This is a genomic window from Amycolatopsis sp. M39, from assembly GCF_001651785.1.
GTDB classification, from domain to species: domain Bacteria; phylum Actinomycetota; class Actinomycetes; order Mycobacteriales; family Pseudonocardiaceae; genus Amycolatopsis; species Amycolatopsis rubida.
This window is the reverse complement of record NZ_LWSF01000020.1, coordinates 58,810-82,971: the sequence shown is the minus strand read 5'-3', so window position 1 is coordinate 82,971 and position 24,162 is coordinate 58,810. Positions and strand designations below refer to the sequence as shown.

At 70.9% G+C, this 24,162-nt stretch carries 20 protein-coding genes and 1 pseudogene; 9 read left to right on the top strand and 12 right to left on the bottom strand.

Going from position 1 to position 24,162, the window contains the following annotated elements:
* From A4R44_RS32265 to A4R44_RS48440, 3 genes are all read right to left on the bottom strand, one after another.
* The coding region (locus tag A4R44_RS32265) for a CehA/McbA family metallohydrolase (RefSeq protein WP_232791880.1) at nt 1-1,068 on the bottom strand (1,068 nt) is incomplete at its 3' end.
* A gap of 543 nt (nt 1,069-1,611) precedes the next feature.
* Nucleotides 1,612-2,088, bottom strand: coding sequence for an alpha/beta fold hydrolase (locus tag A4R44_RS51040; RefSeq protein ID WP_232791879.1), 477 nt, complete (start codon nt 2,086-2,088; stop codon nt 1,612-1,614).
* A 431-nt stretch (nt 2,089-2,519) separates the two neighbouring features.
* Nucleotides 2,520-2,681: a hypothetical protein gene (locus tag A4R44_RS48440; RefSeq protein WP_157905059.1), complete on the bottom strand. Its 162-nt coding sequence runs from the start codon at nt 2,679-2,681 to the stop codon at nt 2,520-2,522.
* A 171-nt stretch (nt 2,682-2,852) separates the two neighbouring features.
* Here A4R44_RS48440 and A4R44_RS32255 point away from each other — a divergent pair, with 171 nt between their 5' ends.
* A complete protein-coding gene (locus tag A4R44_RS32255) occupies nt 2,853-3,374 on the top strand; it encodes a 2'-5' RNA ligase family protein (RefSeq protein ID WP_067589052.1) in 522 nt (173 codons plus the stop codon).
* On the opposite strand, the gene A4R44_RS32250 is transcribed toward A4R44_RS32255, so the two are convergent.
* From A4R44_RS32250 to A4R44_RS32240, 3 genes are read right to left on the bottom strand one after another with little or no spacing between them, the layout of a single operon-like run.
* Nucleotides 3,316-4,398 (bottom strand): hypothetical protein, encoded by a 1,083-nt coding sequence (locus A4R44_RS32250; RefSeq protein WP_067589148.1) that lies wholly within the window; start codon nt 4,396-4,398, stop codon nt 3,316-3,318. The genes A4R44_RS32255 and A4R44_RS32250 overlap by 59 nt on opposite strands.
* A 7-nt stretch (nt 4,399-4,405) precedes the next feature.
* A complete protein-coding gene (locus A4R44_RS32245) occupies nt 4,406-5,014 on the bottom strand; it encodes a hypothetical protein (protein ID WP_232791878.1) in 609 nt (202 codons plus the stop codon).
* Entirely contained in the window at nt 5,011-5,454 is a 444-nt protein-coding gene (locus A4R44_RS32240) for a hypothetical protein (RefSeq protein WP_067589048.1), read from the bottom strand. Before A4R44_RS32240 ends, A4R44_RS32245 begins: the two co-directional genes overlap by 4 nt.
* A 224-nt stretch (nt 5,455-5,678) precedes the next feature.
* On the opposite strand from A4R44_RS32240, the gene A4R44_RS32235 reads away from it, so the two are divergent.
* Both A4R44_RS32235 and A4R44_RS32230 read left to right on the top strand, forming a co-directional pair.
* Nucleotides 5,679-6,623 (top strand): NAD(P)-dependent oxidoreductase, encoded by a 945-nt coding sequence (locus A4R44_RS32235; RefSeq protein ID WP_067589046.1) that lies wholly within the window; start codon nt 5,679-5,681, stop codon nt 6,621-6,623.
* A complete protein-coding gene (locus A4R44_RS32230; RefSeq protein ID WP_067589044.1) occupies nt 6,620-8,794 on the top strand; it encodes a glycosyltransferase in 2,175 nt (724 codons plus the stop codon). The genes A4R44_RS32235 and A4R44_RS32230 overlap by 4 nt, the downstream gene beginning before the upstream one ends.
* Here A4R44_RS32230 and A4R44_RS32225 read toward each other — a convergent pair.
* The gene (locus tag A4R44_RS32225) at nt 8,724-9,230 is read right to left on the bottom strand and encodes a GtrA family protein (RefSeq protein ID WP_067589042.1); all 507 of its coding nucleotides are present in this window, start codon (nt 9,228-9,230) and stop codon (nt 8,724-8,726) included. The two genes, A4R44_RS32230 and A4R44_RS32225, sit on opposite strands and share 71 nt — an antisense overlap.
* A 187-nt stretch (nt 9,231-9,417) precedes the next feature.
* On the opposite strand from A4R44_RS32225, the gene A4R44_RS32220 reads away from it, so the two are divergent.
* The 6 genes from A4R44_RS32220 (at nt 9,418) to A4R44_RS32195 (ending at nt 18,136) form a co-directional block, all read left to right on the top strand.
* A complete protein-coding gene (locus tag A4R44_RS32220; protein ID WP_067589040.1) occupies nt 9,418-10,575 on the top strand; it encodes an NAD-dependent epimerase/dehydratase family protein in 1,158 nt (385 codons plus the stop codon).
* A 431-nt stretch (nt 10,576-11,006) separates the two neighbouring features.
* Entirely contained in the window at nt 11,007-12,281 is a 1,275-nt protein-coding gene (locus A4R44_RS32215) for an SWIM zinc finger family protein (protein WP_095213770.1), read from the top strand.
* Entirely contained in the window at nt 12,278-13,720 is a 1,443-nt protein-coding gene (locus A4R44_RS32210) for a DUF5691 domain-containing protein (protein WP_067589036.1), read from the top strand. Before A4R44_RS32215 ends, A4R44_RS32210 begins: the two co-directional genes overlap by 4 nt.
* Nucleotides 13,717-14,802, top strand: a complete 1,086-nt coding sequence (locus tag A4R44_RS32205; RefSeq protein WP_067589034.1) for an AAA family ATPase — start codon at nt 13,717-13,719, stop codon at nt 14,800-14,802. The genes A4R44_RS32210 and A4R44_RS32205 overlap by 4 nt, the downstream gene beginning before the upstream one ends.
* A complete protein-coding gene (locus A4R44_RS32200; protein ID WP_067589032.1) occupies nt 14,799-16,979 on the top strand; it encodes a DUF5682 family protein in 2,181 nt (726 codons plus the stop codon). The genes A4R44_RS32205 and A4R44_RS32200 overlap by 4 nt, the downstream gene beginning before the upstream one ends.
* Nucleotides 16,976-18,136, top strand: coding sequence for a VWA domain-containing protein (locus A4R44_RS32195; RefSeq protein WP_067589030.1), 1,161 nt, complete (start codon nt 16,976-16,978; stop codon nt 18,134-18,136). The genes A4R44_RS32200 and A4R44_RS32195 overlap by 4 nt, the downstream gene beginning before the upstream one ends.
* A 377-nt stretch (nt 18,137-18,513) precedes the next feature.
* On the opposite strand, the gene A4R44_RS32190 is transcribed toward A4R44_RS32195, so the two are convergent.
* From A4R44_RS32190 to A4R44_RS32180, 5 genes and pseudogenes are all read right to left on the bottom strand, one after another.
* Nucleotides 18,514-19,980: an NAD(P)/FAD-dependent oxidoreductase gene (locus A4R44_RS32190; protein ID WP_067589028.1), complete on the bottom strand. Its 1,467-nt coding sequence runs from the start codon at nt 19,978-19,980 to the stop codon at nt 18,514-18,516.
* A 110-nt stretch (nt 19,981-20,090) separates the two neighbouring features.
* A complete protein-coding gene (locus tag A4R44_RS52730) occupies nt 20,091-20,345 on the bottom strand; it encodes a polysaccharide lyase beta-sandwich domain-containing protein (protein WP_369805973.1) in 255 nt (84 codons plus the stop codon).
* 96 nt (nt 20,346-20,441) lie between these two features.
* Nucleotides 20,442-21,791: pseudogene (locus A4R44_RS52725) on the bottom strand (polysaccharide lyase family 8 super-sandwich domain-containing protein); the annotation flags it as partial.
* Nucleotides 21,749-22,192, bottom strand: coding sequence for a hypothetical protein (locus A4R44_RS51895; protein WP_255366204.1), 444 nt, complete (start codon nt 22,190-22,192; stop codon nt 21,749-21,751). The gene A4R44_RS51895 and the pseudogene A4R44_RS52725, both read right to left, overlap by 43 nt.
* Nucleotides 22,193-22,494: 302 nt before the next feature.
* Nucleotides 22,495-23,949, bottom strand: a complete 1,455-nt coding sequence (locus A4R44_RS32180; RefSeq protein ID WP_067589026.1) for an aldehyde dehydrogenase (NADP(+)) — start codon at nt 23,947-23,949, stop codon at nt 22,495-22,497.
* Nucleotides 23,950-24,162: the final 213 nt, after the last annotated feature.

The window sequence follows — 24,162 nt, the reverse complement described above, 5'->3', positions numbered from 1 at the left end:
GGAATCGCCGATCGCCGGGATCCACCGGCCGCCGCGCAGCAAGCCGTCCCAGTGCGTGACGCTCGCTTCGTCGTCCGCGGTCCACGGGCCGTTCCAGACCTCGACGAGGTCGGCGATCTCGTACGCGAATTCGTAGGTGCAGCCGAAGCAGTTCGCGAACGGGTGCGCGGCGGTGACCAGGCCGCCCGCCCGGTGCACCTGGTCGGTGAACCGCCGGAAGTCGCGCGGGTCGGACGCGCGGTAGCGCCAGTCGATCCAGGTGCCGGCCGGGACGCCGATCGCGGGCCAGTGCCCGGACCGCGTGGTGACCTCCTCGCCGTTCAGGATCAGCAGGTCGGCGGTGGCGTGCTCGCCCCACACCAGCTGCGAACTGGACGTGTTGTGCTCGGTCGGCACGATGAAGTCCAGACCGGCCGCCCGCGCGTCCGCCACCAGCTGCTCGGGCGTGCGCTTGCCGTCGGAGTGGACGGTGTGCAGGTGGGAGTCGCCGCGATACCAGGACCGGCCGCGATCGCGCGCGGGCGCGGTCTCCGGGGCAGGGTTCGGCCGGAACGGCTTCGAGGTGTCCCGGCCGAACGTCAGCGTGATGTCGACGCGGTAGTTCAGCCCCTGCGGCGCGACCGTGTAAGGACCGAGGATCACGTGCCAGCGACCGGGTGTGATCGGCCCGGCGAGGTACCCGGGCGTCGCTTCCGCGGCGCTGATCGAGAACCGGTCGCGGAAGCCGCCGGACCAGCCGCGGAAGCCGCGCCGGGTGCCCAGTTCGTGCCCCTCCGGCCCGAACATCCCGATGTCGCAAGCATTTCCGCGAGTTCCCGCGGGCACCGACGGCTTGTCGTAGGAGTAGACGACGTCGAGCTGTTTCACGCCGCGCGGCACGTCGACCGGGAGGTAGTACCAGTCGGGCACGTCCGGGCGGAAGGTACCGGTGACGGTCTTCGTCTGCTGCCCGGCGCCGGGCGCGGGCGCCGCGAACGAGACACCCGGCACCATGCTCATCGCCGCACCCGCCGCGACGACGCCTCCGGCCCGGAACAGGTTGCGCCGGTTGAGTTCCCCAGTGGACATGGCTTACCTCCGCAGCGATGAAGTCGCGCCGACGCTAGCTCTCGGGGCCACCCCCTTCAACGACGTTGCGGTGAACACTCGGCGACCCGCCTCGGCTGCCATCGACCCCTGCGCCGAGCCGCGCGTCCAACCCCCGAGGGCGGGACCGCTTGCCGCACCCGGAATCGTCGAGCGGTGCCTGAACGCCTGCACAGCAAACCGCGCTCGGCGACTCGCCCCGCCCGACACCGGCCCAGCGCCCCCGTACATCGGCGCAGGCCACACGCCGCACCGGGAACAGCCGACTGCCGTCGCACAGCGAATCACACTCGGCAGCTCGCCTCACCCGACACCGGCCCAGCACTTCACCAAGCCGCGCATCACACGCGACGCAGGACCGCCTGCCGCACACCGGACAGCCGAGCCGCACCTGAAGACTCGCCACCGCGCAGCGAACCACGCACGGCAGCTCGCCTCATCCAGCATCGACCCAGCACCTCACCAAGCCGCACCAAGCAACAGCCGAGCACCCGCCACCCCACAGCAAACCGCACCGCTCGCGCCTCACTTCACCGCATCACTCCCCTCCGCGACCCGGTCCAGCCATTCCTCCAGCAGCGCCTCGAACAGCACCGGCTGCTCGAACTGCAGGTTGTGCCCCGCCCGGTCGAGCACCGCGTAACTCGCCCGCGGATAGTGCCCCAGCAATCCGTACGACTCCGCGAATCCCGTGGAAGCGTCCTGCCGGCCGCACACGATCAGTGCCGGTTTCCGGTACGCCGGGCCGCTTTCCGGGTCGACCGACAACCTCCAGCCCGCCAGCATCCGCTGCAGTGCGGCCCGGTCGGCGGCCGCCAGGCCCGGCGCGACGTCCGCGCGGAAACGCGCCAGCGTCTGCGCGGACTGGACCACCGCCACCTCGCCGTACTCCGCCGCCTCGGCCGGATCGAGACCCGCCAGCAGTTCCGGATCGGCGCGCAGCACCTCGTGGTCCGGCACGTCCCGCTCCAGCACCGGCACCGGGCGGCTGAGCGGGCACACCAGTGCCAGCCCGGCGACCTGTGCGGGCCGCGCCCGCGTCAGCCCGCGCGCCAGATAACCGCCGTACGACTCGCCGGCCAGCAGGAACGGCTCGTCCCCGAGGAGGNCAGCCCCGCGAGGAGGTCGTCGGACCCGCGCGCGGACCCGGCGGGCGACTCGCCCATCCCGGGCAGGTCCGGGTAGATCCGCCGGAATCCGGGCCGCCGCGCGAAGACCGGTTCGAGACAGCCGGTCATCAGGCGGTGGTCCGGCGTCCAGCCGTGGACGGCCAGCACCGGCGTGCCGGAACCGTGTTCGACGTAATGCATCGTTCCCTCCCTGTTCGCCGGCCACCGTTGTACCGCACGGCACCGACAATTCCGGGGCTCCGGCGGCCCGCGGGAGGCAGCTCCGGGCTCCGGGCGGCAATTCCGGGAGAATTCCCCGGAAAGTCAGCCGCGGGAGCTGATCAATTCTCTTTCGGGTGCCGGCCGCCCCGCGGCGGGACGGCGCGGAACACAAGCCAGCAGAAGGAAACCTGCCACGACGCCCAGGAGCACGTGGCCGGTGACGGCGCACAATCCGCACAATGCGGTCCATAGGACGATCTTCATCCACCGAGTGTAGGACCGCCGGGAATCGCCGTCGGCGGACTTGGGGAAGACTTAGGGTTCGGTCAAGCGGAATTCCCCGGAAGAAGCAGAAAAGAAAGGGCTGCCTTTCCTCTCCGGCGAGAGAAGGCCCTTGCGGTGCGCCGGCGCGGGCGGTCCGGCAGGATCGGGACCGTGCCCACGCCCGGAACCAGCGCGCTCGTAGTCACGCTCCCCTCCGCCGCCGTCCTGCTCGAAACCGCCGCGGCCGTCGACCCCGCACTCGTCCGCCCCGGCCTTCCGCCGCACGTCACGGCGCTGTACCCGTTCCTGCCCGCCGACCGGCTCAGCGAGCGAACCGACACCGGCATCACGCAGCTCGCCGCGAGCTTCCCCGCGACGGACGTGCAGCTCGCCGAGCTGGTCACCGCGCCCGGATTCGTCGCAGCGGCCGCCCCGGCGCTACAGCCCCTCGCCGACGCCGTGTGCGACCACTGGCCCGACGTGCCCCCGTACGGCGGGCGCTTCGGAGCGCACCCGCCAGCGCACCTGACGATCGCCCTCGGCGGCAGCGACGACCAGCGCGCCGAGGTCGCCGAACGCGCGCGAGCAGCGCTGCCGATCACCGCCAGGGCGGACACGCTGCACCTAGTCGTGCTCACGGAGCAGGGTTGGCAGCTCCGGCTGTCGGCCCCGCTCGGAATGCCTGCGCGATAGCCCGCAGCCGAGCCACATCAGCCGCGAAAGCGGTCTCCTGCGGCAGCACCGGCGATTCCGCGGGCTCGTCCGGCAGCAGTGCCGAACTGCGCAACACCTGCACCGCCGCGCTCGGCGACAACTCAGGCCCGACCCCGGACAGCAGCAACCCGTCGTTGATCTCGCTCATCATCGTCAACAACCGCTCCCGGCCGGTCCCCGACGCGTCGTCAAGCCGGACGACATCCGGATACCGGGAAGCCAGGTGCTCCCGCAGCGGCCGAAGCACCGTCCGCGTCCGCGCGTCGCGCACCGCCCGGCCCAAAGCGGGCAACGCGGGCACCGTCAAGCCCACCACGATGAGCAGCACCGAAACCGCCGGAAAACCGACCGCGAGCGAGCACTGGACGGTCGAGAACGCGCCGCGGCACAGCTTCGTGACCGGATGCTCCGCGGTCAGATCGCTGATCAGATCGACGATTTTGCCGATCAGATAAGCGAAAGCGAACACACAGGCCGCGAGCATGATGCCTAGTCCAGCCCGCAACGCACCGGTACCCGCGCGCACCGCCCCGGCCGACACCACAGCGATGTCCGCCACCGCCAAACCCAGGTACAGCGTGTAGACGACGATGTACACGACCAGTGTCGGATTCGACCGGTACAGCTCGTCGAAGAGCCCGACACCCGTCGGCAGCCCGCGCGTCGCGAAGAACGACGCAGTGAGCACGACGAGTGCGACAATCAACGCCCCGAGCCGCGCGCGCCGTCGACGCTCTGCCACGCCACCGATCTCCGCGACAGTCACTTCGATGCCGTACGCGGCCACCATCGTCGCGAGGTTCGACAGCAGCCGCCCAAGGCTCGGGTATAGCTGGCCCTCGATCGCCTGCGCACTGTCGGCGAGCAAGCACAACGCGACGCCGAGGGCGATCAGGCTGGTCGCGAGCCCCGCGCCGGCGCCAGTCCGCCGCGCTCGCACCGCGCGCCAGATCCCGGCTGCGAGGGCGAGCAGGCCGACCCCGAAGAAGAGAACGTCGATCATCCGCGCGCTACCCGAGCAGCGACGCGAAGCGCCGCGCGCGATCCGCTGCCGGGCCGGAAGCACCTGGCCGCAACTGGGCGCCGTCCTCAGTGGCGGCGCTCATCAGGAACACGGCAATAAGCTCCGCTTCGTACTCGTCGGAATTCGCGGTGACGCGGGCGAGCAGATGCGACAGCAGGTGCGCGCTGAGATCCGGCGCGAGCGTCGCCGCTTCGGAGTCGGTGAGCACGCATTCGCCGCGGTGCTCGCACAGCAGGTGGGCGATTTCGTGGGCGATGATGTGGTCCTGGTGCAGCGACGACGTGCCCGCCGCGTACGCGATGAGGTCGAAGCCGTCGTGCCGCTGCCACGCGCCGGAGGGCCGGCCGGGCGCGTAGTCGACCGCGACCAGGTCGATGTCGCGGCCGCGGTGCCGTTCCAGCCGGTCGATCCACGCGTTCATCGACCACGGCCGCGGGGCGGGCACGTGCCGCAGCAGGTCGCGCACCCGGTCGCGGGCGCGCACTCGCACGGTCGGGTCGATGTCCCCTCCCGAGGCGATCGGCGGCTGGACCAGCCTGGTGCACCAGGGAGTCCCCGGCGTTCCGGCCGCCGCCAGCATAGCCGCCCGGATCACTCGGGCTTGCGTCCGCGCCGGGTGCGTTCGCGTCCCTCGGCGTAGCTGGCGAGCTGGTCCATCAGGGCGGAAACGGTCCGCCGGTCGCGCTCGGACAGCCGCATCGCGCGCTGCGCCAGGCCACGGGCCTGGGTGTCGCGCCAGGCGACCACGTCGGCCACCTGCTCGTCGACCCGGCCGGCGACCTCGTCGTCGAAGAAGTAGGTGACCGGCACGCCGAAGAACCGCGCGAGCGCCTGGATGTGCGACCGCTTCGGGTCGCGCCGGGCGCCGACGGCCAGCTGCTGGACATGCGTGGCCGACATGCTGACGCCGGTCACGTCGGCGACGCCCTGGGCGATCTCGCGGTAGGAGTAGGGCTTGCGGTCCGGCGGATGCACGGTCGCGATCAGGTGTGCCAGCCGTTCCGCGAAGCTGCGCTCCTGGTCCTGCTCGGCCATGCCGCCCCCACCACCGTTCCGTCTCCGTAACAGCGACCAGCATAACCGTCCCGAAAACTTGACACCAGCTGTCCCGTTCCAGCTACACTCGCCCCGCGCATCGTTTAGAAAACTAAACACCGGGATCCGCGTGCGGTCGCTGGGGGTGCCCGCACGCGGTCCCGCGCTCGCGCGTGCGAGGGACGCACAAGTGACGCACAGACTGCGGAGGTAGGTTGTGCGCCATGACACTCCCCCACAGTCCCGAAAGGACACCCGCCGTCGTCACCGGCGGCAGTGGCTTCATCGGCCGCGCTGTCGTGCGCGAGTTCCGTGAGCGCGGTTATCCGGTCACGGTCGTGGACCGCGTGCGCTACGAGACGGCGGACGAGGGAGTGCGCGTCGTCGTCGGAGATCTGCGTGCCGCCGAAACTCGCGAAGCAGCTGTCGAAGCAGGCGTCGGCGGAATCGTGCACCTCGCCGCGCTGACATCCGTGCTGAAGTCCGTCGAACTGCCGCGCGACACGTACGCGGAGAACGTTGCGGTGACACAAGAACTTCTTGAACTGTGCCGCGTACGCGAGGTGCCGCGCTTCATTCTCGCGTCCACGAACGCGGTGATCGGCGACGTCGGCACTAACACCATCACGGTCGACCTGCCCACGAAGCCGCTTACGCCATACGGTGCCACGAAAGCTGCCTGCGAAATGCTGCTGTCGGGCTACGCGGGCGCGTACGGCATCACGACGTGCGCGCTGCGCTTCACCAACGTGTACGGGCCTGGTATGTCGCATAAAGACAGCTTCGTGCCGCGCATGATGCGCGCAGCGTTGAACAATGAAGGCGTGCGGGTGTACGGCAGCGGCGAGCAGCGTCGCGACCTCGTGCACGTAGACGACGTCGTGCGCGCGATCGCGCTCGCGTATGAGAGCGGTTACACCGGCCGCGCGATCGTCGGTGCCGGCCGTTCGGTGTCAGTGCTGGAAATGGTCGAGACCGTGCGCGCGGTGACCGGTGCCGAGTTGCCGATCGAGCACGTGCCCGCGCCGGCCGGGGAGATGCCCGCGGTGGTCGTCGACGTCTCGGCGAGCGCGGAAACCATCGGCTACCGCCCGGAAATCACCCTCGCCGACGGCCTCGCCACGGCCTGGAAATACTTCTCCGGACTGGACCGGGCCGAGGCGCCGTGACCGGATTCCTCCGGCGCCACGCGTTCCTGCTGGTGCTCCTCGCCGCGGGAACCACGCTGCGGGTGCTGTCCTGGATCGCCTACCAGCCCGCGCTGCTGTACATCGATTCCTTCCGCTACCTGGACAATCTGCAACCCCTGCGCGCCGACGGGATCAATCCGGTCGGCTACGACCTGCTGTTGAGGCCGCTGCTCGCGGTCGGCGGACTGTCCTTCGTCGCCGCCGTGCAGCACGTGGCCGGACTCGTGATCGCGGTCGGGATCTACGCGCTGGCCCGGCGGCTCGGCGCGCGCGACTGGGTGAGCGCGCTGGCCGCCGCTCCGCTGCTGCTCGACGCCTACCAGGTGCAGATCGAGCAGAACATCATGGCCGAGGTGCTGTTCGAGGCGCTGCTGTTCGGGCTGCTGTGGCTGGTGCTGGCCAAGGGAAAACCGAACTGGCGCCGGATCGCGCTGGCCGGCCTCGTGGTCGGGTTCGGCGTGCTGGTGCGGCTGATCGGCATCACGATCGCCGCGCCGTTCCTGCTGTACGTGCTCGCCGCGGGCAGCGCGTGGCGTTCGTGGCGCGGCTGGCGCGACGCCGGCGCCGGGCTGCTCGCGATCCTCGTCGTGGTGGTCCCGTACGCGGGGAAAGTCAGGGCGGAGACCGGAAAATGGGGCCTGAGCGGGCCGTCCGGCAGCATGCTCTACGGCCGCACCGCCGCGGTCGCGGATTGCGCGAAACTTCAGCTCGATCCGGTCGTGCGGCAGTTCTGCCCCACCGAACCGGCCGAGAACCGGCTGGTCGACAACTACACGCACGCCGACCTCGACCCGGCGTGGCCCGGCCCGCTGCCGCCCGGAGCGGACAAGAGCGAGCTGGCGCACGAATTCGCGGTGACGACGTTGAAGGCGCAGTGGTGGGACGTCGCGACGTCGATCCTCGGCGACTTCGGCAAGAGCTTCCAGTTCACCCGCTACACCGCGGCCGACGACGTGCCGATCGACCGGTGGCAGTTCCAGCTGACCTACCCGGAGTTCGCCGACGACGCCGTGGTCAAGACGGTCACCCAGCAGTACGACGGCACGGATCCCAAGGTCAACGAGCCGATCGCGGTGTTCCTGCGCGACTACCAGATCAACGGCGGGTTCGTGCCTGGCGCGGTGCTCGGGTTCTTCGCGCTGCTCGGCCTGCTGACCGTGCTGCGGCGCAAGAAGCCCCGTCACCCGGCGCGCAGCGGTGCCTTGTTCGCTGCTGGCACTGGCTTGTTCCTGCTGTTCGCGTCCGCGGTGTTCGAGTTTTCCTGGCGTTATCAGCTGCCCGCGCTCGTGCTGTTGCCGGTCGCCGGAGCGCTCGGGTTTACCACGCTCACTGTGGCCAGCCGTCGTCGTCTCGGCAGTTATCCCGACACTGTCGACGAAGGCGCGATCAAGGACTTCCATGACCGGCATCCCGGCGCGAAGCTGTCCGAGCTGACCGTGGTGATCGCCGCGTACAACGAAGCCGGCGGCATCGGCCAGGTGCTGGAGAAGATGCCGGACGAATGTCTCGGGCTGCCGGTGGACGTCCTGGTGGTCGTAGACGGCGGTACGGACAACACCGCGGCCATCGCGGAAGACCACGGCGCGTACGTGTGCGTCGCGCCGACTAACCGCGGCCAGGGCGCCGCGCTGCGCCTCGGATATCACCTTGCTGCCGAGAACGGCGCGAAGTACATCGTCACGACAGACGGCGACGGTCAGTACGACAACAGCGAAATGGCCGAACTGCTCGCGCCGTTGCTGGACGGCACCGCCGATTTCGTAACCGGCTCCCGGCGTTTGGGGCACGAAGAGGCTGACAGCCGGATGCGCTGGATCGGCGTGCGCGTGTTCGCATGGCTCGCGTCAGTCCTGACCTGGCGGCGGATCTCCGACACGTCCTTCGGATTCCGTTCGCTGCGCGCGGAACTCGCGTGCGCGATCCCGCTGAACGAACCGCAGTACCAGTCATCGGAACTGCTGCTGGGCGCGACCGCGCAAGGCGCGCGCGTGCTCGAACGGCCGATGAGCATGCGGCTGCGCAAGGCGGGCAAGAGCAAGAAGGGCGGCAGCGTCGTGTACGGCGCGAACTACGCGCGGGTCATGACAGGGACGTGGTGGCGCGGGTACGTGCTGCGCCGCGGCCGAAAACGAACCGGTCGAGCATCGTGAACTTCGCGACGAACACCAGCGCGTAGCTGAGCACGTACGCCGCGTCGAGCAGCACGACCCACCAGAAGTGCGGCAGGTGCAGCGGCGCGAGCAGGTGCCCGGCGAGCGTGGTCAGGCCGACCGACGCGAGGCCGCCGAGGGAGATGACGAGGACGTAGGGCAGCAGCTCGCGGACCGGTTCGGGACGGCCGCGGCGGCCCCACACCCAGCGCCGGGTGAGGAAGAAGTTCAGCACCGCCCCGGCCGCGAACGCGCACGCGCTGGCCAGCCACGGGGCCCCGCCCGCGGCGAGCACCGCGATCAGCGCGGCCTGGCTGAGCAGGGTCGCGGCCACCGAACTGGCGGCCGCGCGGACGAACCTGCCCAGGCCGCGACGAGGCGGCTTGGGCGATTCCTCCGCCGTGCGGGGGTTCGCCGGGTTGGTTACCGTCGTCATGTCCCCAGTCTCCCCTCGGGCCGCCGGCTCCGCCGCGCGACCCCCCGGCCCACAGCGGATTCACAGCTGACTGCCAGCCGAACATCAGCGGCGGGCGATTAAGTTCGGATCTGCCACCGCGACACCGGGCGTCGTGTACAACGAAAGGCCGTGCCTGTCGCGAAAACGAAAGGAAAGGGTGCTCCGGATGCGCGTGCTGGTTCTCGGCGGTGACGGTTACCTAGGCTGGCCCACTGCGCTTCACTTGTCGGACAAAGGCCACGAAGTGGCTGTTCTGGACAACTTCGCGCGGCGGCAGTACGACGTCGAACTCGGCGCCGAGAGCCTCGTCCCCATCGAAGACCTGGGCACCCGCACCGACGCGTGGCACGCGGTGTCCGGAAAGCGGATCGCGCGCTACGAAGGCGACCTGCTCGACGCCGAATTCCTGTTCGGCGCGGTGCGCGATTTCCGTCCGGCGGCGATCGTGCATTTCGCCGAGCAGCGGTCCGCGCCGTACTCGATGATCGACCGCGAGCACGCCGTCTACACGCAGCACAACAACGTGGTCGGCAACCTCAACCTGCTGTACGCGATCGCCGAGATCGACCCGGACATCCACCTGGTCAAACTGGGCACGATGGGCGAGTACGGCACCCCGAACATCGACATCGAGGAAGGCTGGCTCGAGGTCGAGCACAACGGCCGCCGCGACCGGATGCTGTACCCGAAGAAGCCGGGCTCGTTCTACCACCTGTCGAAGGTGCACGACTCGCACAACATCGAGTTCGCCTGCCGGATCTGGGAACTGCGCGCGACCGACCTCAACCAGGGCGTCGTGTACGGCCAGCAGACGCCGCAGACCGTGCTCGACCCGCGCCTGGCCACGCGGTTCGACTACGACGCGGTGTTCGGCACGGTGCTCAACCGGTTCGTCATCCAGGCCGTTCTGGGGCAGCCGCTCACGGTGTACGGCAAGGGCGGGCAGACCCGCGGCCTGATCGACATCCGCGACACCGTCGAGTGCATCCGGCTGGCGGTGGAGAACCCGGCCGAGCGCGGCGAGTTCCGGGTGTTCAACCAGATGACCGAGAGCATGCCGGTGCGCCGGATCGCCGAGGTCGTGGCGGACCGCTTCCCCGGGCCGGTGCAGATCGAGAACCTGGACAACCCGCGGGTGGAGCAGCCCGAGCACTACTACAACGTGAAGCACACCGGGCTGGTCGGGCTGGGGCTGGAGCCGCACCTGCTGTCGGACACGCTGATCGAGTCGATGTTCGACATCGTCGGCGCGAACAAGCACCGGGTGAACGACGACCGGCTGCGGCCGACGGTGCGCTGGCGCGGAGCGGTCGAAGCTTCCTGATTTCGCTTCCCGAAGTCCGTGCGGGGGCCTTCACCAGGCGGCTCTCCCGCCGGGAAACAGGGGTGAAGTGCGCCTGGCCGAGCCGAAGGGCCTGCCGGGGCCGAACCGGCCGTGGGTGGCACCGGACGGGTGCCGGTTCGATGCCAGCGGCTTGAGCCGGGCGGCCTGCCCCTGCTGGCCGTCCACAAAGGACGCCATCGCCGACCGATGCCCGGTTGCTGCCCGTATGACCGTTCTTGCAGGTCAAGTCCCCGGCTTGGGGCTCAGAGTCCGTCGTCGGCCAAACCCGGTACGTCCCGCGCGGGCAGAAGTGCCGAAATTGTCGGTGGCGGGTGGGATGCTCTTCGAGTCAGCCCCGAGGGGGACGGAACCGGAAGAGCGGCAAGGGAAACGTGGGGGACGAAGCAGCGGCGCGGTGGAGCTCCGAGAGGGTGCTCGAACTCGCGCCGGACGCCGCGTCGGCGAAAGCCGGGCGCGGGCAGGCGGCGCCGGCGAAGTGGTCAGACGCGGGCGCGTCGGGCCGTGCTGTCTGGGGCGCGTGCCAAGGCAGCGGGAAGCGGCCGTACCAGACGACGGTGGAAACGGCCGGGCCCGCGTTCCGGTGCAGCTGCCCGAGCCGGAAGTTCCCGTGCAAGCACGCGCTGGGATTGCTGCTGCTCTGGGCCGGCGGCCAGGTCCCCCGCGCGGAGGAGCCCGGATGGGTGCACCCGTGGCTGGACGAACGGGCCGCGCGGGCGGAACGGGCCGAGAAGAAACCGGACGCGCCCAAGGACCTCGAAGCGGCGGCCAAACGGGCGCAGGAACGGCTCGCACGGGTCACCGCCGGAGCCGCTGAGCTGTGCGGATGGCTCGCCGACCGGGTGTCCGCCGGGTTCGCGACCTTCGAACGCGGCGGCGCCGACGAGCTGTACACGGTCGCCTCGCGCATGGTCGACGCGCAAGCTCCCGGGCTGGCGAACGGCCTGCGCCGGGCAGCGGCGCTGGTCGGGCGCGGCCGGGACTGGCCGGATCGCCTGCTGGCCGAGTTGTCGCTGGTGTACGTGCTCGCGGACGCGGCGAGCAGGCTGGAGTCGCTGCCTGCCGGGCTCGCCGGCACCGTCCGGACCCGGCTGGGGTTCTCGGTGAGCACTGCGCAGGTGCTGGAGTCCGGCGAGCGGGTGCCGGACCAATGGCTGGTCACCGGCGCGATCGACGAGGAGCAGGACTCGCTGCGCAGCAGGCGCACCTGGCTGCGGGGCAAGCGCAGCGGCCGGGACGCGCTGGTGCTGTCGTTCGCTCCGCCCGGGCGTCCGCTGGACAGCTCGCTGCCGCCGGGGTACGTCGTCGCGGGAGAGCTGGTGTTCCACCCGGGTGCGGTGCCGTTGCGGGCAGTGTTCGACCATCGGGAGGAACCCGTCGCTCCGGAAGGCGGGCCGGTTGGCGGGACCTGCGCCGCCGCGCTCGCCGAACGTGCTGCCGCGCTCGCGGCCGATCCTTGGCTGGACCGGTGGCCGGTGCTGATGAGCGAACTCCGCCCGGCGCGGCACGGGGACGAGTGGGCGTTGTCCGATGTGGACGGTGCGGCGCTGCCGCTGGCGCCTTCGGTGGATCCGTGGCCGCTGCTGGCGCTCGCGGCCGAGCGGCCGGTGACGGTGGCCGCCGAGTGGACGGCAGCGGGGTTGCGGCCGTTGAGCTGCTGGCATCGCGGCGGGATGGTGCGACTGTGACTGCCTGGAACGACCTCGTCAGCACCGTCCTGCTCGGCACCCGGCGCCGGACCCTCGACCCCGCCGGATTACCGCCCGGGGTAAGGGACGTCGCCGAACGCCGCACCGACCCCGCCGACCAAGCGCTCGTCGCCGCGGCGGCGTACACCGGCTACCGGCGGGCTGGGCAGCAACCGCTCACCGGCATCGAACCCGAACCTGCCGCGACGGAGGACACCCGTCCGTTCATCCCGGCCGCGGCGCGGGCGCGGCTCGGGCACCTGCTCTCCGCGAACCGGCCGGAACTGGTCGAGGAATGGCTCGCCACGGTGGCGGACAAGGGATTCCGCGTCCCGGCCGAGCGGCTGCCCGCCCTCGCCGACGCGGCACGGACCCGGGTGTCGCTGCGAGCGCCGCTCGCCGCGGTCTCCGGGCCGGTCGGCGCGTGGCTCGGCGAACGGAATCCGGAGTGGGCGTTCCTGGTCGCCGCCGCGGACGACACCAGCGACGACGCCTGGCAGTTCGGCGCCGCCGCGCGTCGGCAAGCCTGGCTGGAACGCGTGCTCGCCGCCGATCCCGCCCGCGCGCGGGAGAGGCTCGCCGCGGCCTGGGGCAACGAACCGGCCGACGTCCGGGCGACGTTCCTGGCCCTGCTCGGCGAGCACCTCGCCGAGCAGGACGAGCCGTTCGTCGAAGCCGCGCTCGGCGACCGGGCGGCCGGGGTGCGCGAGATCGCGCTGCGGCTGATCGGCCGGTACCCCGATTCGGCCTTCGGCGAGCGGATGATCGACCGGCTGCGGGCCTGCGTCGCCGTGCGCAGCCGCGCGCTGCGGGCCGACGTCCTCGAATTCACTCCGCCCGAACCGGACGACAGCCTGATCCGCGACGGCATCCGCGTCCCGGCCGGGCCGGGGCAGGGCACCGCCCGGCTGCGCGCGATCATCGCCGCCGCTCCCCTGCGGTTCTGGGCCGGGTACGGCACCCCGGGCGAACTGGCCGGGATGCTCGTCGAAGGCCCACCGCTGAACGTGGTGCGCGAAAGCTGGGCCACCGCCGCGCTTCGGCAGCGCGACGAGCAATGGGCGCAAGCGCTCGTGGAAGCCGAACCGGGCGGGCGCAGCACCGCCGCGCTCATCGGCGTGCTGTCGCCCGAACAACAGGCCGCCACGGTCGCGAAGCTGACCCGCGGGCTGCCGGTCGAAGCCCTCACCCGGCTCATCCTCGACCTGCCGCAGCCCTGGCCCGCCGCGCTCGGCACGGTGCTGCTCGACTGGGTCGCCGGGCAACGCGACCACCGGCTGGTCGCGCACGCGGCCGCGCTGATCGCGAAGGCCGTGCCCGTCGCCTGCCTCGGCCACCCGCTGGCCGAGGTCCCGCTTCCCGGCGAAGCCGCCCCGTGGCGGCGCGCGGTCGCCGAAACCCTGTCCTTCCGCCGTGAAATGCACAAGGAGCTCGCATGACGTCCCCCGTCCTCCGGCCGCACGCCGAACAGGAATACGCCGGCGAACTGGCCGCCCTCGCCGCGGCCGACGACCGGGCGAAACCGCCGTCGTGGCGGCTTTCCCCGTGGGCGGTGGTCACCTACCTGCTCGGCGGCACACTCGACGACGGCACCGTGATCAGCCCGAAGTACGTCGGCCCGCGGCGGCTGGTCGAGGTCGCGGTCGCCACCCTCGCCACCGACCGCGCGCTGCTGCTGCTCGGCGTGCCGGGCACGGCGAAGACCTGGGTGTCCGAGCACCTCGCGGCGGCGATCAGCGGGGACTCCACGCTGCTCGTCCAAGGCACCGCGGGCACCGCCGAGGAGCAGATCCGCTACGGCTGGAACTACGCGCGGCTCATCGCCGAAGGGCCGAGCGACCGGGCGCTGGTCGAAAGCCCGGTCCTGCGCGCGATGCGCGACGGCAAGGTCGCGCGGCTCGAGGAACTCACCCGGATCCCGGCGGACGTGCAGGACTCGCTGATCACGATCCTGTCCGAGAAGACGCTGCCGATCCCCGAGCTGGGCTCCGAGGTGCAGGCCCGGCCCGGGTTCACGCTGGTGGCCACGGCGAACAACCGGGACAAGGGCGTCAACGAGCTGTCGAGCGCGCTGCGGCGGCGGTTCAACACCGTCGTGCTCCCGCTGCCGGACACCGCGGAAGCCGAGGTGGACATCGTCCGGCGGCGAGTCGGTCAGCTGGGCGCGGCGCTGTCGCTGCCCGCCGAAGCCGCCGATCTCGCCGAAATCCGCCGGGTGGTCACGGTTTTCCGCGAACTGCGGGCGGGCCGCACCGAGGACGGCCGCACCGCGGTGAAAACCCCGTCGGGCACGCTCTCGACAGCCGAAGCGATCAGCGTGCTCACCGGCGGTCTCGCGCTGGCCGCGCACTTCGGCGACGGCGTCCTGCGCGCGCAGGACGTCGCGGCCGGGATTCACGGTGCGGTGGTGAAGGATCCGGTCGCCGACAGGGCGATCTGGAGCGAGTACCTGGAGACCGTGGTGCGCGAGCGGGAAGGCTGGGCCGACTTCTACCGGGCAGGCCAGGAGATCGCCGGATGACCACTCATCTCCTCGGGATCCGGCATCACGGTCCCGGTTCGGCGCGGGCGGTCGCCGCCCGGCTCGCCGAGCTGGAACCGGACGTGGTGCTGATCGAGGGGCCGCCGGAGGCGGACCAGCTCGTCGATCTCGCCGCGGACGAGGGCATGCGGCCGCCGGTGGCGCTGCTGGCGTACGCGTCCGACGATGTGTCGCGCGCGGCGTTCTGGCCGTTCGCGGTGTTCAGCCCCGAATGGCAGGCCCTGCGGTACGCCGCCACGGCCGGTGTTCCGGTGAAGTTCTGCGATCTTCCCGCGGCACACCAGTTCGCGCTCGGCGAGGAACGGACCGCACCGCGCACCGACCCGCTCGCGGAACTCGCCGCGGCGGGCGGATACGACGATCCGGAACGCTGGTGGGACGACTTCGTCGAGTCCCGCCGAGGCGAGGAATCGGCGTTCGAGGTGATCGCCGACGCGATGACCGCGCTGCGCGAGGGCGACCGGCCGGACGATCCGCACGAGCAGCGGCGCGAGGCCTACATGCGGAACGTGCTGCGCAAGACGCGGAAGGAAGGCTGCCAGCGGATCGCCGTGGTGTGCGGGGCCTGGCACGTGCCCGCGCTGGCCGATCCGCTGCCGCCCGCGGCCAAGGACCAGGCTGTCCTCAAAGGACTCCCGAAGCGGAAGGTCGTGTGCACGTGGGTGCCGTGGACACACGGCAGGCTCGCGTCGGTCACCGGCTACGGCGCGGGCGTCCGCTCGCCCGGCTGGTACCACCACCTGTTCAGCACCTCCGGCGACGTCACGACCCGGTGGCTCACCGCCGTCGCCGGAGTCCTGCGCGAGGAAGACCTGCCCGTCTCCACCGCGCACGTGATCGAAGCAGTGCGGCTGGCCGACACGCTGGCCGCGCTGCGCGGCCGGTCGTCCGCCGGGCTGGCCGAGGTCGACGCCGCCGCCCGAGCGGTCCTGTGCGGCGGCGACGACGTCCAGGCCGACCTGGTCACGCGGCGGCTCGTGGTCGGCGAACTGCTCGGCGAGGTCCCGGACCGCGTGCCGCAAGCGCCGCTGGCCGCCGACCTGGTCGCCACCGCCCGGCGGCTCCGGCTCAAACGCGAGCCTCAAGCGCGAGAACTGGATCTGGACCTGCGCACCCCCGGCGGCCTGGACCGCTCGCGCCTGCTGCACCGCCTGCACATCCTCGGCATTCCCTGGGGCGAACCGGAACTGTCCTCGGTGCGGAACAAAGGCACCTTTCGCGAGACCTGGACCGTGTGCTGGGAACCAGGTTTCGAGGTCGACCTGGTCGCAGCGGCGGTACACGGGACCACCGTGCCCGCCGCCGCCACCGCGGTCGTGCGCGAAGCCGTCGCCGAATCGCCCTCGCTCGCCGACATCACCGCCGCGGTGGAACGCTGCCTCCTGGCCGACCTGGGCGACGCCCTGCCGGAAACCCTCGCCGCCCTGGACACCCGCGCCGCCGCCGACGCAGACGTCGCGCACCTCATGACGGCCCTGCCTCCGCTGGCGCGGGCGACCCGCTACGGCGATGTTCGCGGCACCGACACCGCACAGCTGCAAGAAGTCGCCGACCGGATCCTCACCCGGGTCTGCGCTGGCCTTCCGCCCGCCGTGCACGGCATCGACGAGGAGGCCGCCGCACAGTTCTGCGAACTGGTCGACGACGTCCACGAAGCCACCGATCTCCTCGGCGACGCCGCCCGCGACCGCTGGTTCGCCGCGCTGGCCCGCCTGTCCACCCGCGATGCCCTGCCGCCGCTCTTGGCAGGCCGCATCGTGCGCCTCCTGCACGACGCCGACCTGCTGGACGGCGCCGAGGTCGAACTCCGGCTGAGCCGCATGCTCACCCCCGGCATCGCCCCGACCGACGGCGCGGCCTACGTAGAAGGCTTCTTCTCCGGCGGCGCCCTCCTGCTGGTCCACGACGAACGCATGCTGCACGTCGTCGACACCTGGCTGACCTCGATCCCGCCCGAGGTCTTCAGCGAGGTGCTTCCCTTGCTGCGCCGTACTTTCGGCGCCTTCGCCGGTCCGGAAAAACGCGCCATCGGCGAACGCGCCGCCACGCTGTCCGGGACTCGCCAGGCCGAGCCGACACCCGCCGAAGACCTCGACGAGACCCGCGCCGCAGCCGCCCTGCCGGTCTTCGCCACCCTTCTAGGAGCCACCCCGTGACCACCGATCCCGAACGCCTCCGCCGCTGGCGCCTAGTGCTGGGCGGAGATTCCGACGGCACCGGCCACGCACTGTCAGAAGGGGACACCGGCGTCGACAACGTGCTGGCCGCCCTCTACGACGAGCGCCCCAAAAACTCCCGCAGCAGCGGCGACCGCAGCGGCGGCCTGCAAGCCTCCGCGCCGCGAGTGGCGCGCTGGCTCGGCGACATCCGGAAGTACTTCCCCGGCTCCGTCGTCCAGGTCATGCAACGCGACGCCGTAGACCGCTTGGGCATCACCCGGATGCTGCTGGAACCGGAACTGCTCAGCGCCGTGGAACCGGACGTCCACCTGGTCGGAACCCTCTTGTCCCTCACCAACGTCCTGCCCGAAGAGACGAAGGAAACCGCACGCGCTGTTGTCCGCAAAGTCGTCACCGAGCTGGAGGAACGCCTGGCCGAACGCACCCGCGCGGCAGTCCGCGGCGCACTGGACCGCGCAGCCCGCGCCCAACGCCCCCGAGGCGCGGACATCGACTGGAACCGCACCGTCCGCCGAAATCTGAAGCACTACTCCCCCGAGCTGAAAACCATTGTGCCCGAACAGCTTTTCGGCTTCGGCCGCCGAGAGCAAAGCGTCCGGCGCGACGTGATCCTGGCTGTCGACCAGTCCGGCTCCATGGCAGAATCCGTGGTGTACTCAGGCGTTTTCGGTGCCGCCCTCGCCTCGATGCGTGCACTGAGCACGAAATTCGTCGCATTCGACACCGCGGTCGCCGATCTGTCCGATCACCTCGACGACCCCGTCGACCTCCTGTTCGGCACCCAGCTGGGCGGCGGCACCGACATCAACCGCGCATTGGCCTACTGCCAAGGACTCGTGGAACGCCCCGAACAGACCCTCCTGGTGCTGATCAGCGACCTGTACGAAGGCGGAGTACGAGACGACCTGCTGCGCCGGGTCGCGGACCTGGCGGGATCCGGAGTGCAGGTGGTCGCGCTGCTGGCCCTGGCGGACTCCGGAGCGCCGTTCTACGACCACGAGAACGCGGCCGCGCTCAGTGAGCTGGGGGTGCCCGCTTTCGCCTGCACGCCGGACCTTTTCCCGGATCTGCTGGCCGCCGCGCTCCGAAGGGAGGACTTGACCCGCTGGGCCGCCTCGGCAACAGCCCAGTGACCTGCCGCTGAAGGACCTGCCGCACCGGAGCGCGGTCGCGGAGCGTTCGAGGCTGGCGGCGGGTCCGCGGAACTGCCTCCGCCGGATCCGATGGCGGCAGTACGCGTCGGAACCGAGGCCGCCGCCCGGAGCGCGGGTTCCCGCCGGGAGGGGAACTGACCTCCAGTTCGGCGACTGCGGTTCAGTGTGCGCAGCTGCGCTCGGGCCTGGGCCGAACCCCGTGATCCGGACGCCATCGCGGCGCACGCCGGGTACTCCCGTTACCGCTTCGTCCGGCTTTCCCGAAACCGATCAGGTCGAACGGAATCGTCCCGGCAGGATCGGGACAGCCCCTCGCCGGAGCACGGCGAAACCCGGCCAGCGCCGAGATCCGGAGGTCAAGCGCTGTTCCGGGACTTCGCTCTCCCGAACCGCAGCACCCCGTCGTCCACGCGGCTCAAGCGCAGGTCCGCGGCGTCCAGCAGGTAGTTCTGCCGCATCAGCCACGGCCGCCGGTCGCCTTGGCGCGGCAGCACCGAGGCGGCGCGGGTGAGGTAACCCGACGTCAGGTCCATGATCGGCCGCCGCCGAGTGGACGGGATCGCGGGCGGGCGGGGCACGCAGGTGTCGAAACCGTTGCGCGACAGGTGGTTCAGCAACCGGCACACGTACCGCGAGACGAGGTCTGAGCGCAGCGTCCAGGAGGCGTTCACGTAGCCGATGCACCACGCGAGGTTCGGTACCCCGCCGAGCATCATTCCCTTGTACACCAGCTGTTCCGACGGTTCGATCACCTCGCCGTCCACGCTCAGCTCGATGCCGCCGAACGCGATCACCCGCAGGCCGGTCGCGGTGACGACCACGTCCGCGGGCAACTGCGCGCCGGATTCCAGCATGATGCCGTCGGGCGTGAAGCGGTCGATCCGGTCGGTGACGATGTCCGCTTGACCGCTGCGGAGTGCGCGGAAGAAATCCGCTCCGGGCGTCAGGCAGAGGCGCTGATCCCAGGGCCGGTACCGCGGCGAGAAATGGGGGTCGACTGGGATCGAAGCGGGTAATTGCTTCGCGGCAGCATCGCGCAAGAAAGCCGCCGCGCGTTGGGGCTGTCGGCGTGAGAACTGGTACAACAACGTTGTCACCAGGACGTTCTTCGCCCGCACCAGGTGGTAAACCAGCCGCGAAGGCAGGATTCGGCGGAGGCGGCGAGCGAGCGAGTCCGTCCACGGGCGGGCCAGGACGTAGCTCGGCGAGCGTTGCAGCATCGTCACTGACTCCGCCGCGGAAGCCAGTTCCGGCACCAAGGTCACCGCGGTGGCGCCGCTGCCGATGACCACGACTCGTTTGCCGGTGAAGTCCGGCTCTTCCGGCCAGAACTGGGGGTGCACGATCTCGCCGCGGAACGAGTCGCGGCCGGGGAAGTCGACGACGTGGCCGTTTTCGTAGCTGTAGTAACCGCTGCACAAATACAGGAAAGAGCAGGTGTGACTGACCGCCTCGCCCTCGTGCGAGGCCCCCACTGTCCAGCAGGCCGAGCCGGACGACCAGGACGCGCGGACAACCCGATGCCCGAACCGGATGTGCCGGAAGATCCCGTGCTCAGCGGCGGTCTCGCGGAGGTAATCGAGGATCTCGGCCCCGGACGCGATCGCTTGTTCCTGGGTCCACGGCCGGAACGGGTAGCCGAGCGTGAACATGTCCGAGTCGGAGCGCACGCCCGGGTACCGGAACAGGTCCCAGGTTCCGCCGATCGTGTCGCGCGCTTCGAGGATGGCGTACGTCCGGTCCGGGGTCTGCTGCTGCAGCCGGCAAGCCGCGCCGATGCCGGAAAGCCCGGCTCCGACGACCAGGACATCGAAATGCGCCACGGTTCCTCCCCGCGAGAAGCGACTCCGCCCCACCTTACGGCCGGGGCCGCGGCACGTGGGGCCCCGCCGGGCCAGGCCGGGAACCACCGGCCCGGCGGGGAAAACCGGGTTCACCGCAGGGAAACCACCTTGGTGGCGCCGAAGGCGTCCTTGAACGGAACTTCCACCGTGCGCCGCCGCACCGTCACACGGACGCTTTCCTGCAGCTGCGTCGGGTCGGAAACAGCGAGACTGTTCCGGCCGAGCGCCACCGAAGCCGGTCCTGAAACGGATACTTCGTCCACCGTACCCGCACTGTAGAAGTTTGCCAGCAGTGTGTTATCCCACAGCCGCAGGGCCTGGACAACAGGCGTATTGGCCCGCACACGCCACGCGAACGCCGACGCGACCGTCCCCACCACCGACGCGCCCGGCAGGACCGCGTACGCGTACTTCGCGTCCACCGGCTTCGCACCGTGCTCAATCACCAGTTTCTGGTAGCGCCGCGTGTTCGGTGTCGTGGTGCCCTTCGTGTTGGCACCGGTGTCGACGTCGCGCCACGCGCCGGTCCGGTCTTCGCGCAGTGCGGTGACCTCGGCGTTGTCGAGCAGGACGTACCCGCCGACGTGGTCCAGGTGCAGCCAGCGCGGCCGGTGCAGCGTGCTCGAATCGCCGACCGCGCGCGCGTCGGCCAGCAGCGTGCCGCGTCCGTTTTCGCCGAGGTTGCGGTTTTCGATCGTCGTCCGGACCGCCTGTCCGGACGTGTCAGTGATCCCCGCGCCGAGGCAGACAATGCCCGCCGGCGTGAAGAACCACGACTTCTTCGCGGACAGCGAACCGTCTTCGGAGACGAAATCCATCGCGTACGCACCGTGCCGGGCGTCCCAGCGCACGCCGCCGACGTGCGCTTTCGTCGTCAACGGCGTGGCCGCCAGCGGTCCCGGCGGACCGGCCTTCGCGGTGGTGCCGGGCAACAGGGCCGGATCGACGGTCGGCCAATAGGCGTCCGAGTAGTGGCCTTTCGCGTGGGGAAGGAACAAATACAGCACCCCGTCGCCGACGTGCCAGCCGTGCAGGTTCATCCCGTTGATCGACTCGTAGCGCGAGATTCGCGTGGAGCCGGCGCCGAGCGACGCGGACCAGCCCTCGGTCACGTGCACCATCCGGTCCTGCTGCCCGAAGATCCGGTGCGTCGCGGCGATCGGCGCTGGCCGCACGCGTCCGGCCAGCATCTCCTGGGCGAACTCGATGCCCGGCGTCGCGACGAGGTCCGGACCGGGCGCGAACCGTTCCGGATCGGGGATTTCCAGGAACGGCGCGTACGTGCCTTCCCTGATCCACTTGGCGGCGAGCCCGGACAGTTCGGCCTTCACGGTCCCGGTCGCCGACCGCGCGAGGACCAAAGTCGCGACGGTCAGCTGGTGTCCGATGTCGTGCGCGGTCTCGCCCTCCCGCGACAGCATCCGCCCGCGCACCGGCTCCATCAGCGCGCCCGCGTACACGAACGGCGCGAACGTGTCGCCGACCAGCGCGTAGACCTTCTGCTTCAGCTCGTCCGGCAGCGCGTACTCGGTGCCTTCGGTGACGTGGATCGTCCCGGCGAGCGCGGTCAGCAGGACGATGCCGTAGTGGCCGGGGTACGGGATGGTGTCGTGCTGGATGAACGAGCCGTCGGCGTGGAAACCGTCGCCCGCCGCGCGGTCCAGCTTCGCCAGGACGCTGGCCGCTCCCCCGCCGGCGACGTCGGTGATCGCGTCGATGCCGGTGCGGATCCACGCGGTGTCGCCGGTCAGCGCGCCGGAGACGNGGAGACGATCGAGATCAGCGCCTTGTCCGCCCGGTTCGCGCCGGTTTCGACGATCTTCGGGTTGTTCGCGCGCAGGTTCGGGTTGCCGACGAACCGCTTGACCGGGCTGACATACCGCGCGAGTTCGTCGGCGGTCAGCTGGTCGGCGACCGTGACGAGGGTGTGCAGCAGGTAGTACGGCACGCCGATCTCGTAGGTGTACCAGTTGCCGATCTCGCCGACCTGGGGGTTGTACTGGCTGGCGTAGATCAGTTCCAGCGCCTTCCTGGTCCCGTCGAGCACTTTCGGATCGCCGGAAAGCGTGCTGCCCGGGGTCCCCCAGTCGACCGCGATCGCGCGCAGCCGGGCGTACATCGACGTCGTGTAGTCGCTGCCGGGACCGAGCGGCAGGTCGGTCCACAATGGACCTTCTCCGGACACCGACATGCTGTCGTAGTACGACTTCGCGACCCGGCCGAGGTTCTTCAGCGCGGCCGTGCGTTCCGGCGACGGGCGGTTGACGCCGGTTTGCAGCTCGCGGTAGCCGGCCACGATCTTCTTCAGCGGATCAGCGGCAGGCGCGGCGAAAGCCGGACGCGCCGTGGCGACGAGCGCGGCCGACGCGGCGGCGATGGCACCGCCACGCAGTGCGGTTCTGCGGTTCACGGGCATGACGGTGCCTCCCAGCGGGTTGGTTGTGCGTGGCGATCCCGGTGAGAACCGGGATCGCCACGCGCAAGGGGGTCTGCTCAGCGCGCTCCGTCGACCCGGCGCGGCAGCTGCCACGGGTTCGCTTCCTGAAGGGCTTCCGGCAGCAGCGCGTCCGGGAAGCTCTGCCAGGCCACCGGACGCAGGAAGCGTTCGATCGCGGCGGTGCCGACCGACGTCGTGGTCGGCGCGGTCGTCGCCGGGTACGGACCGCCGTGCTGCTGTGCCCAGCTGACCGTGACGCCGGTCGGCCAGTCGTTCCACAGCAGCCGTCCGGCCAGCCGGCTGAGCGAAGGCAGCAGCGGACGCACGAAGTCGCCGTCGCCGTCCTCGCCCTGGACCGTTGCGGTAAGGCCGGGTTCGAGGCTGTCCAGCAGCTCGATGAGTTCGGCCTGGCCGGAGTAGGTGACGATCAGCGACGCCGGTCCGAAGTGCTCCTCGCGGACCGCCTCGCCGCCTGCCAGGAACTCCTTCGCCGTGGTGGCCAGCAGCGACGGGGTGAACGCATCGCCGTCCTGCGCGCCTTCCACGACCGACTCGACACCCGACACCGCACGCAGGTCCGCCAGCTTCTGCGCGAAACCGACGGCGATGCGGTCGTTCAGCATCTCCTGCTGAGCCACCGCGCCGACCGCCTCGCGGAGCGAATCGTCCAGCCCGTGGCCCTCGGGCAGGAACAGCAGGCCCGGCTTGGTGCAGAACTGGCCCGCGCCGAGGCTGAACGACCCGGCGTAGCCCTTCGCCACCGCCTCGCCGCGCGCGGCGACCGCACCCGGCGTGACGACGACCGGGTTGACGCTGCCCAGCTCGCCGTAGAACGGAATCGGCGCCGGCCGCGAGACCGCGATGTCGAACAACGCCCGCCCGCCCGGCACGGAACCGGTGAAGGCGGCGGCGGAAACCCGCGGGTCCCTGAGCGCCGTGACGCCCTGCTCCACCCCGTGGATCACCGCGAACGCGCCCTCCGGCGCACCGGCAGCGGTCAACGCCTGTGCGACGATCTCGCCGGTCCGCGTCGAGAGTTCTTCGTGGCCCGGATGCGCTTTGAGCACCACCGGGCACCCGGCGGCCAGCGCCGAAGCGGTGTCGCCGCCCGCGACGCTGAACGCGAACGGGAAGTTGCTCGCGGCGAACACCAGCACCGGCCCGATCGGCACGAGCACCCGGCGCAGGTCCGGCCGGGCGCCCATCGGCCAGGCCGGGTCGGCGTGGTCGACGGTCGCGCCCAGGAATTCGCCGTCCCGCAGCACCTCGCCGAACAGCCGCAGCTGGAACGTGGTGCGCGCGAGCTCGCCCTTCAACCGCGGCGCGGCCGGCAGGCGGGTCTCCTGGTGCGCCAACGGGATCAGCTCTTCAGCGGCGGCGTCGAGCGCGTCCGCGGCGGCGGCCAGCCACTGCGCCCGGTCGGCCGGGGTGCTCGCGGCGAACGGCCGGGCGGCTGCGGCTGCGGCGGCCAGCACGCTTTCCAGTTCCGGGGCGGAAGTTTCGCGGCTCAATGGATCTCCTCGTCAAACATGCGTCAAGACACCGAATGCGCCGCAGCGGTGGCGTGCCACTCGCCTCGGTCGGCCGGAGTGCTTTCGGCGAATCACCGGGCAGCCGCCAGCACGCCGGACGCGCGTCAACGGCCAGCCAATCAGCCCGGCAGCCAGCACGCCTTCCAACTCCGAAGCGGAAGCTCCCCGGCTCAATGCATCTCCTCGTCAAAC

Excerpts from the sequence above, each read along its gene's own strand:
- A4R44_RS32235 (WP_067589046.1), top strand. The coding sequence starts at position 5,679 with ATGACACTCCCCCACAGTCCCGAAAGGACACCCGCCGTCGTCACCGGC.
- A4R44_RS32240 (WP_067589048.1), bottom strand. The coding sequence starts at position 5,454 with ATGGCCGAGCAGGACCAGGAGCGCAGCTTCGCGGAACGGCTGGCACAC.
- A4R44_RS32220 (WP_067589040.1), top strand. The coding sequence starts at position 9,418 with ATGCGCGTGCTGGTTCTCGGCGGTGACGGTTACCTAGGCTGGCCCACT.
- A4R44_RS32250 (WP_067589148.1), bottom strand. The coding sequence starts at position 4,398 with ATGATCGACGTTCTCTTCTTCGGGGTCGGCCTGCTCGCCCTCGCAGCC.
- A4R44_RS32205 (WP_067589034.1), top strand. The coding sequence starts at position 13,717 with ATGACGTCCCCCGTCCTCCGGCCGCACGCCGAACAGGAATACGCCGGC.
- A4R44_RS32225 (WP_067589042.1), bottom strand. The coding sequence starts at position 9,230 with ATGACGACGGTAACCAACCCGGCGAACCCCCGCACGGCGGAGGAATCG.
- A4R44_RS48440 (WP_157905059.1), bottom strand. The coding sequence starts at position 2,681 with ATGAAGATCGTCCTATGGACCGCATTGTGCGGATTGTGCGCCGTCACC.
- A4R44_RS32200 (WP_067589032.1), top strand. The coding sequence starts at position 14,799 with ATGACCACTCATCTCCTCGGGATCCGGCATCACGGTCCCGGTTCGGCG.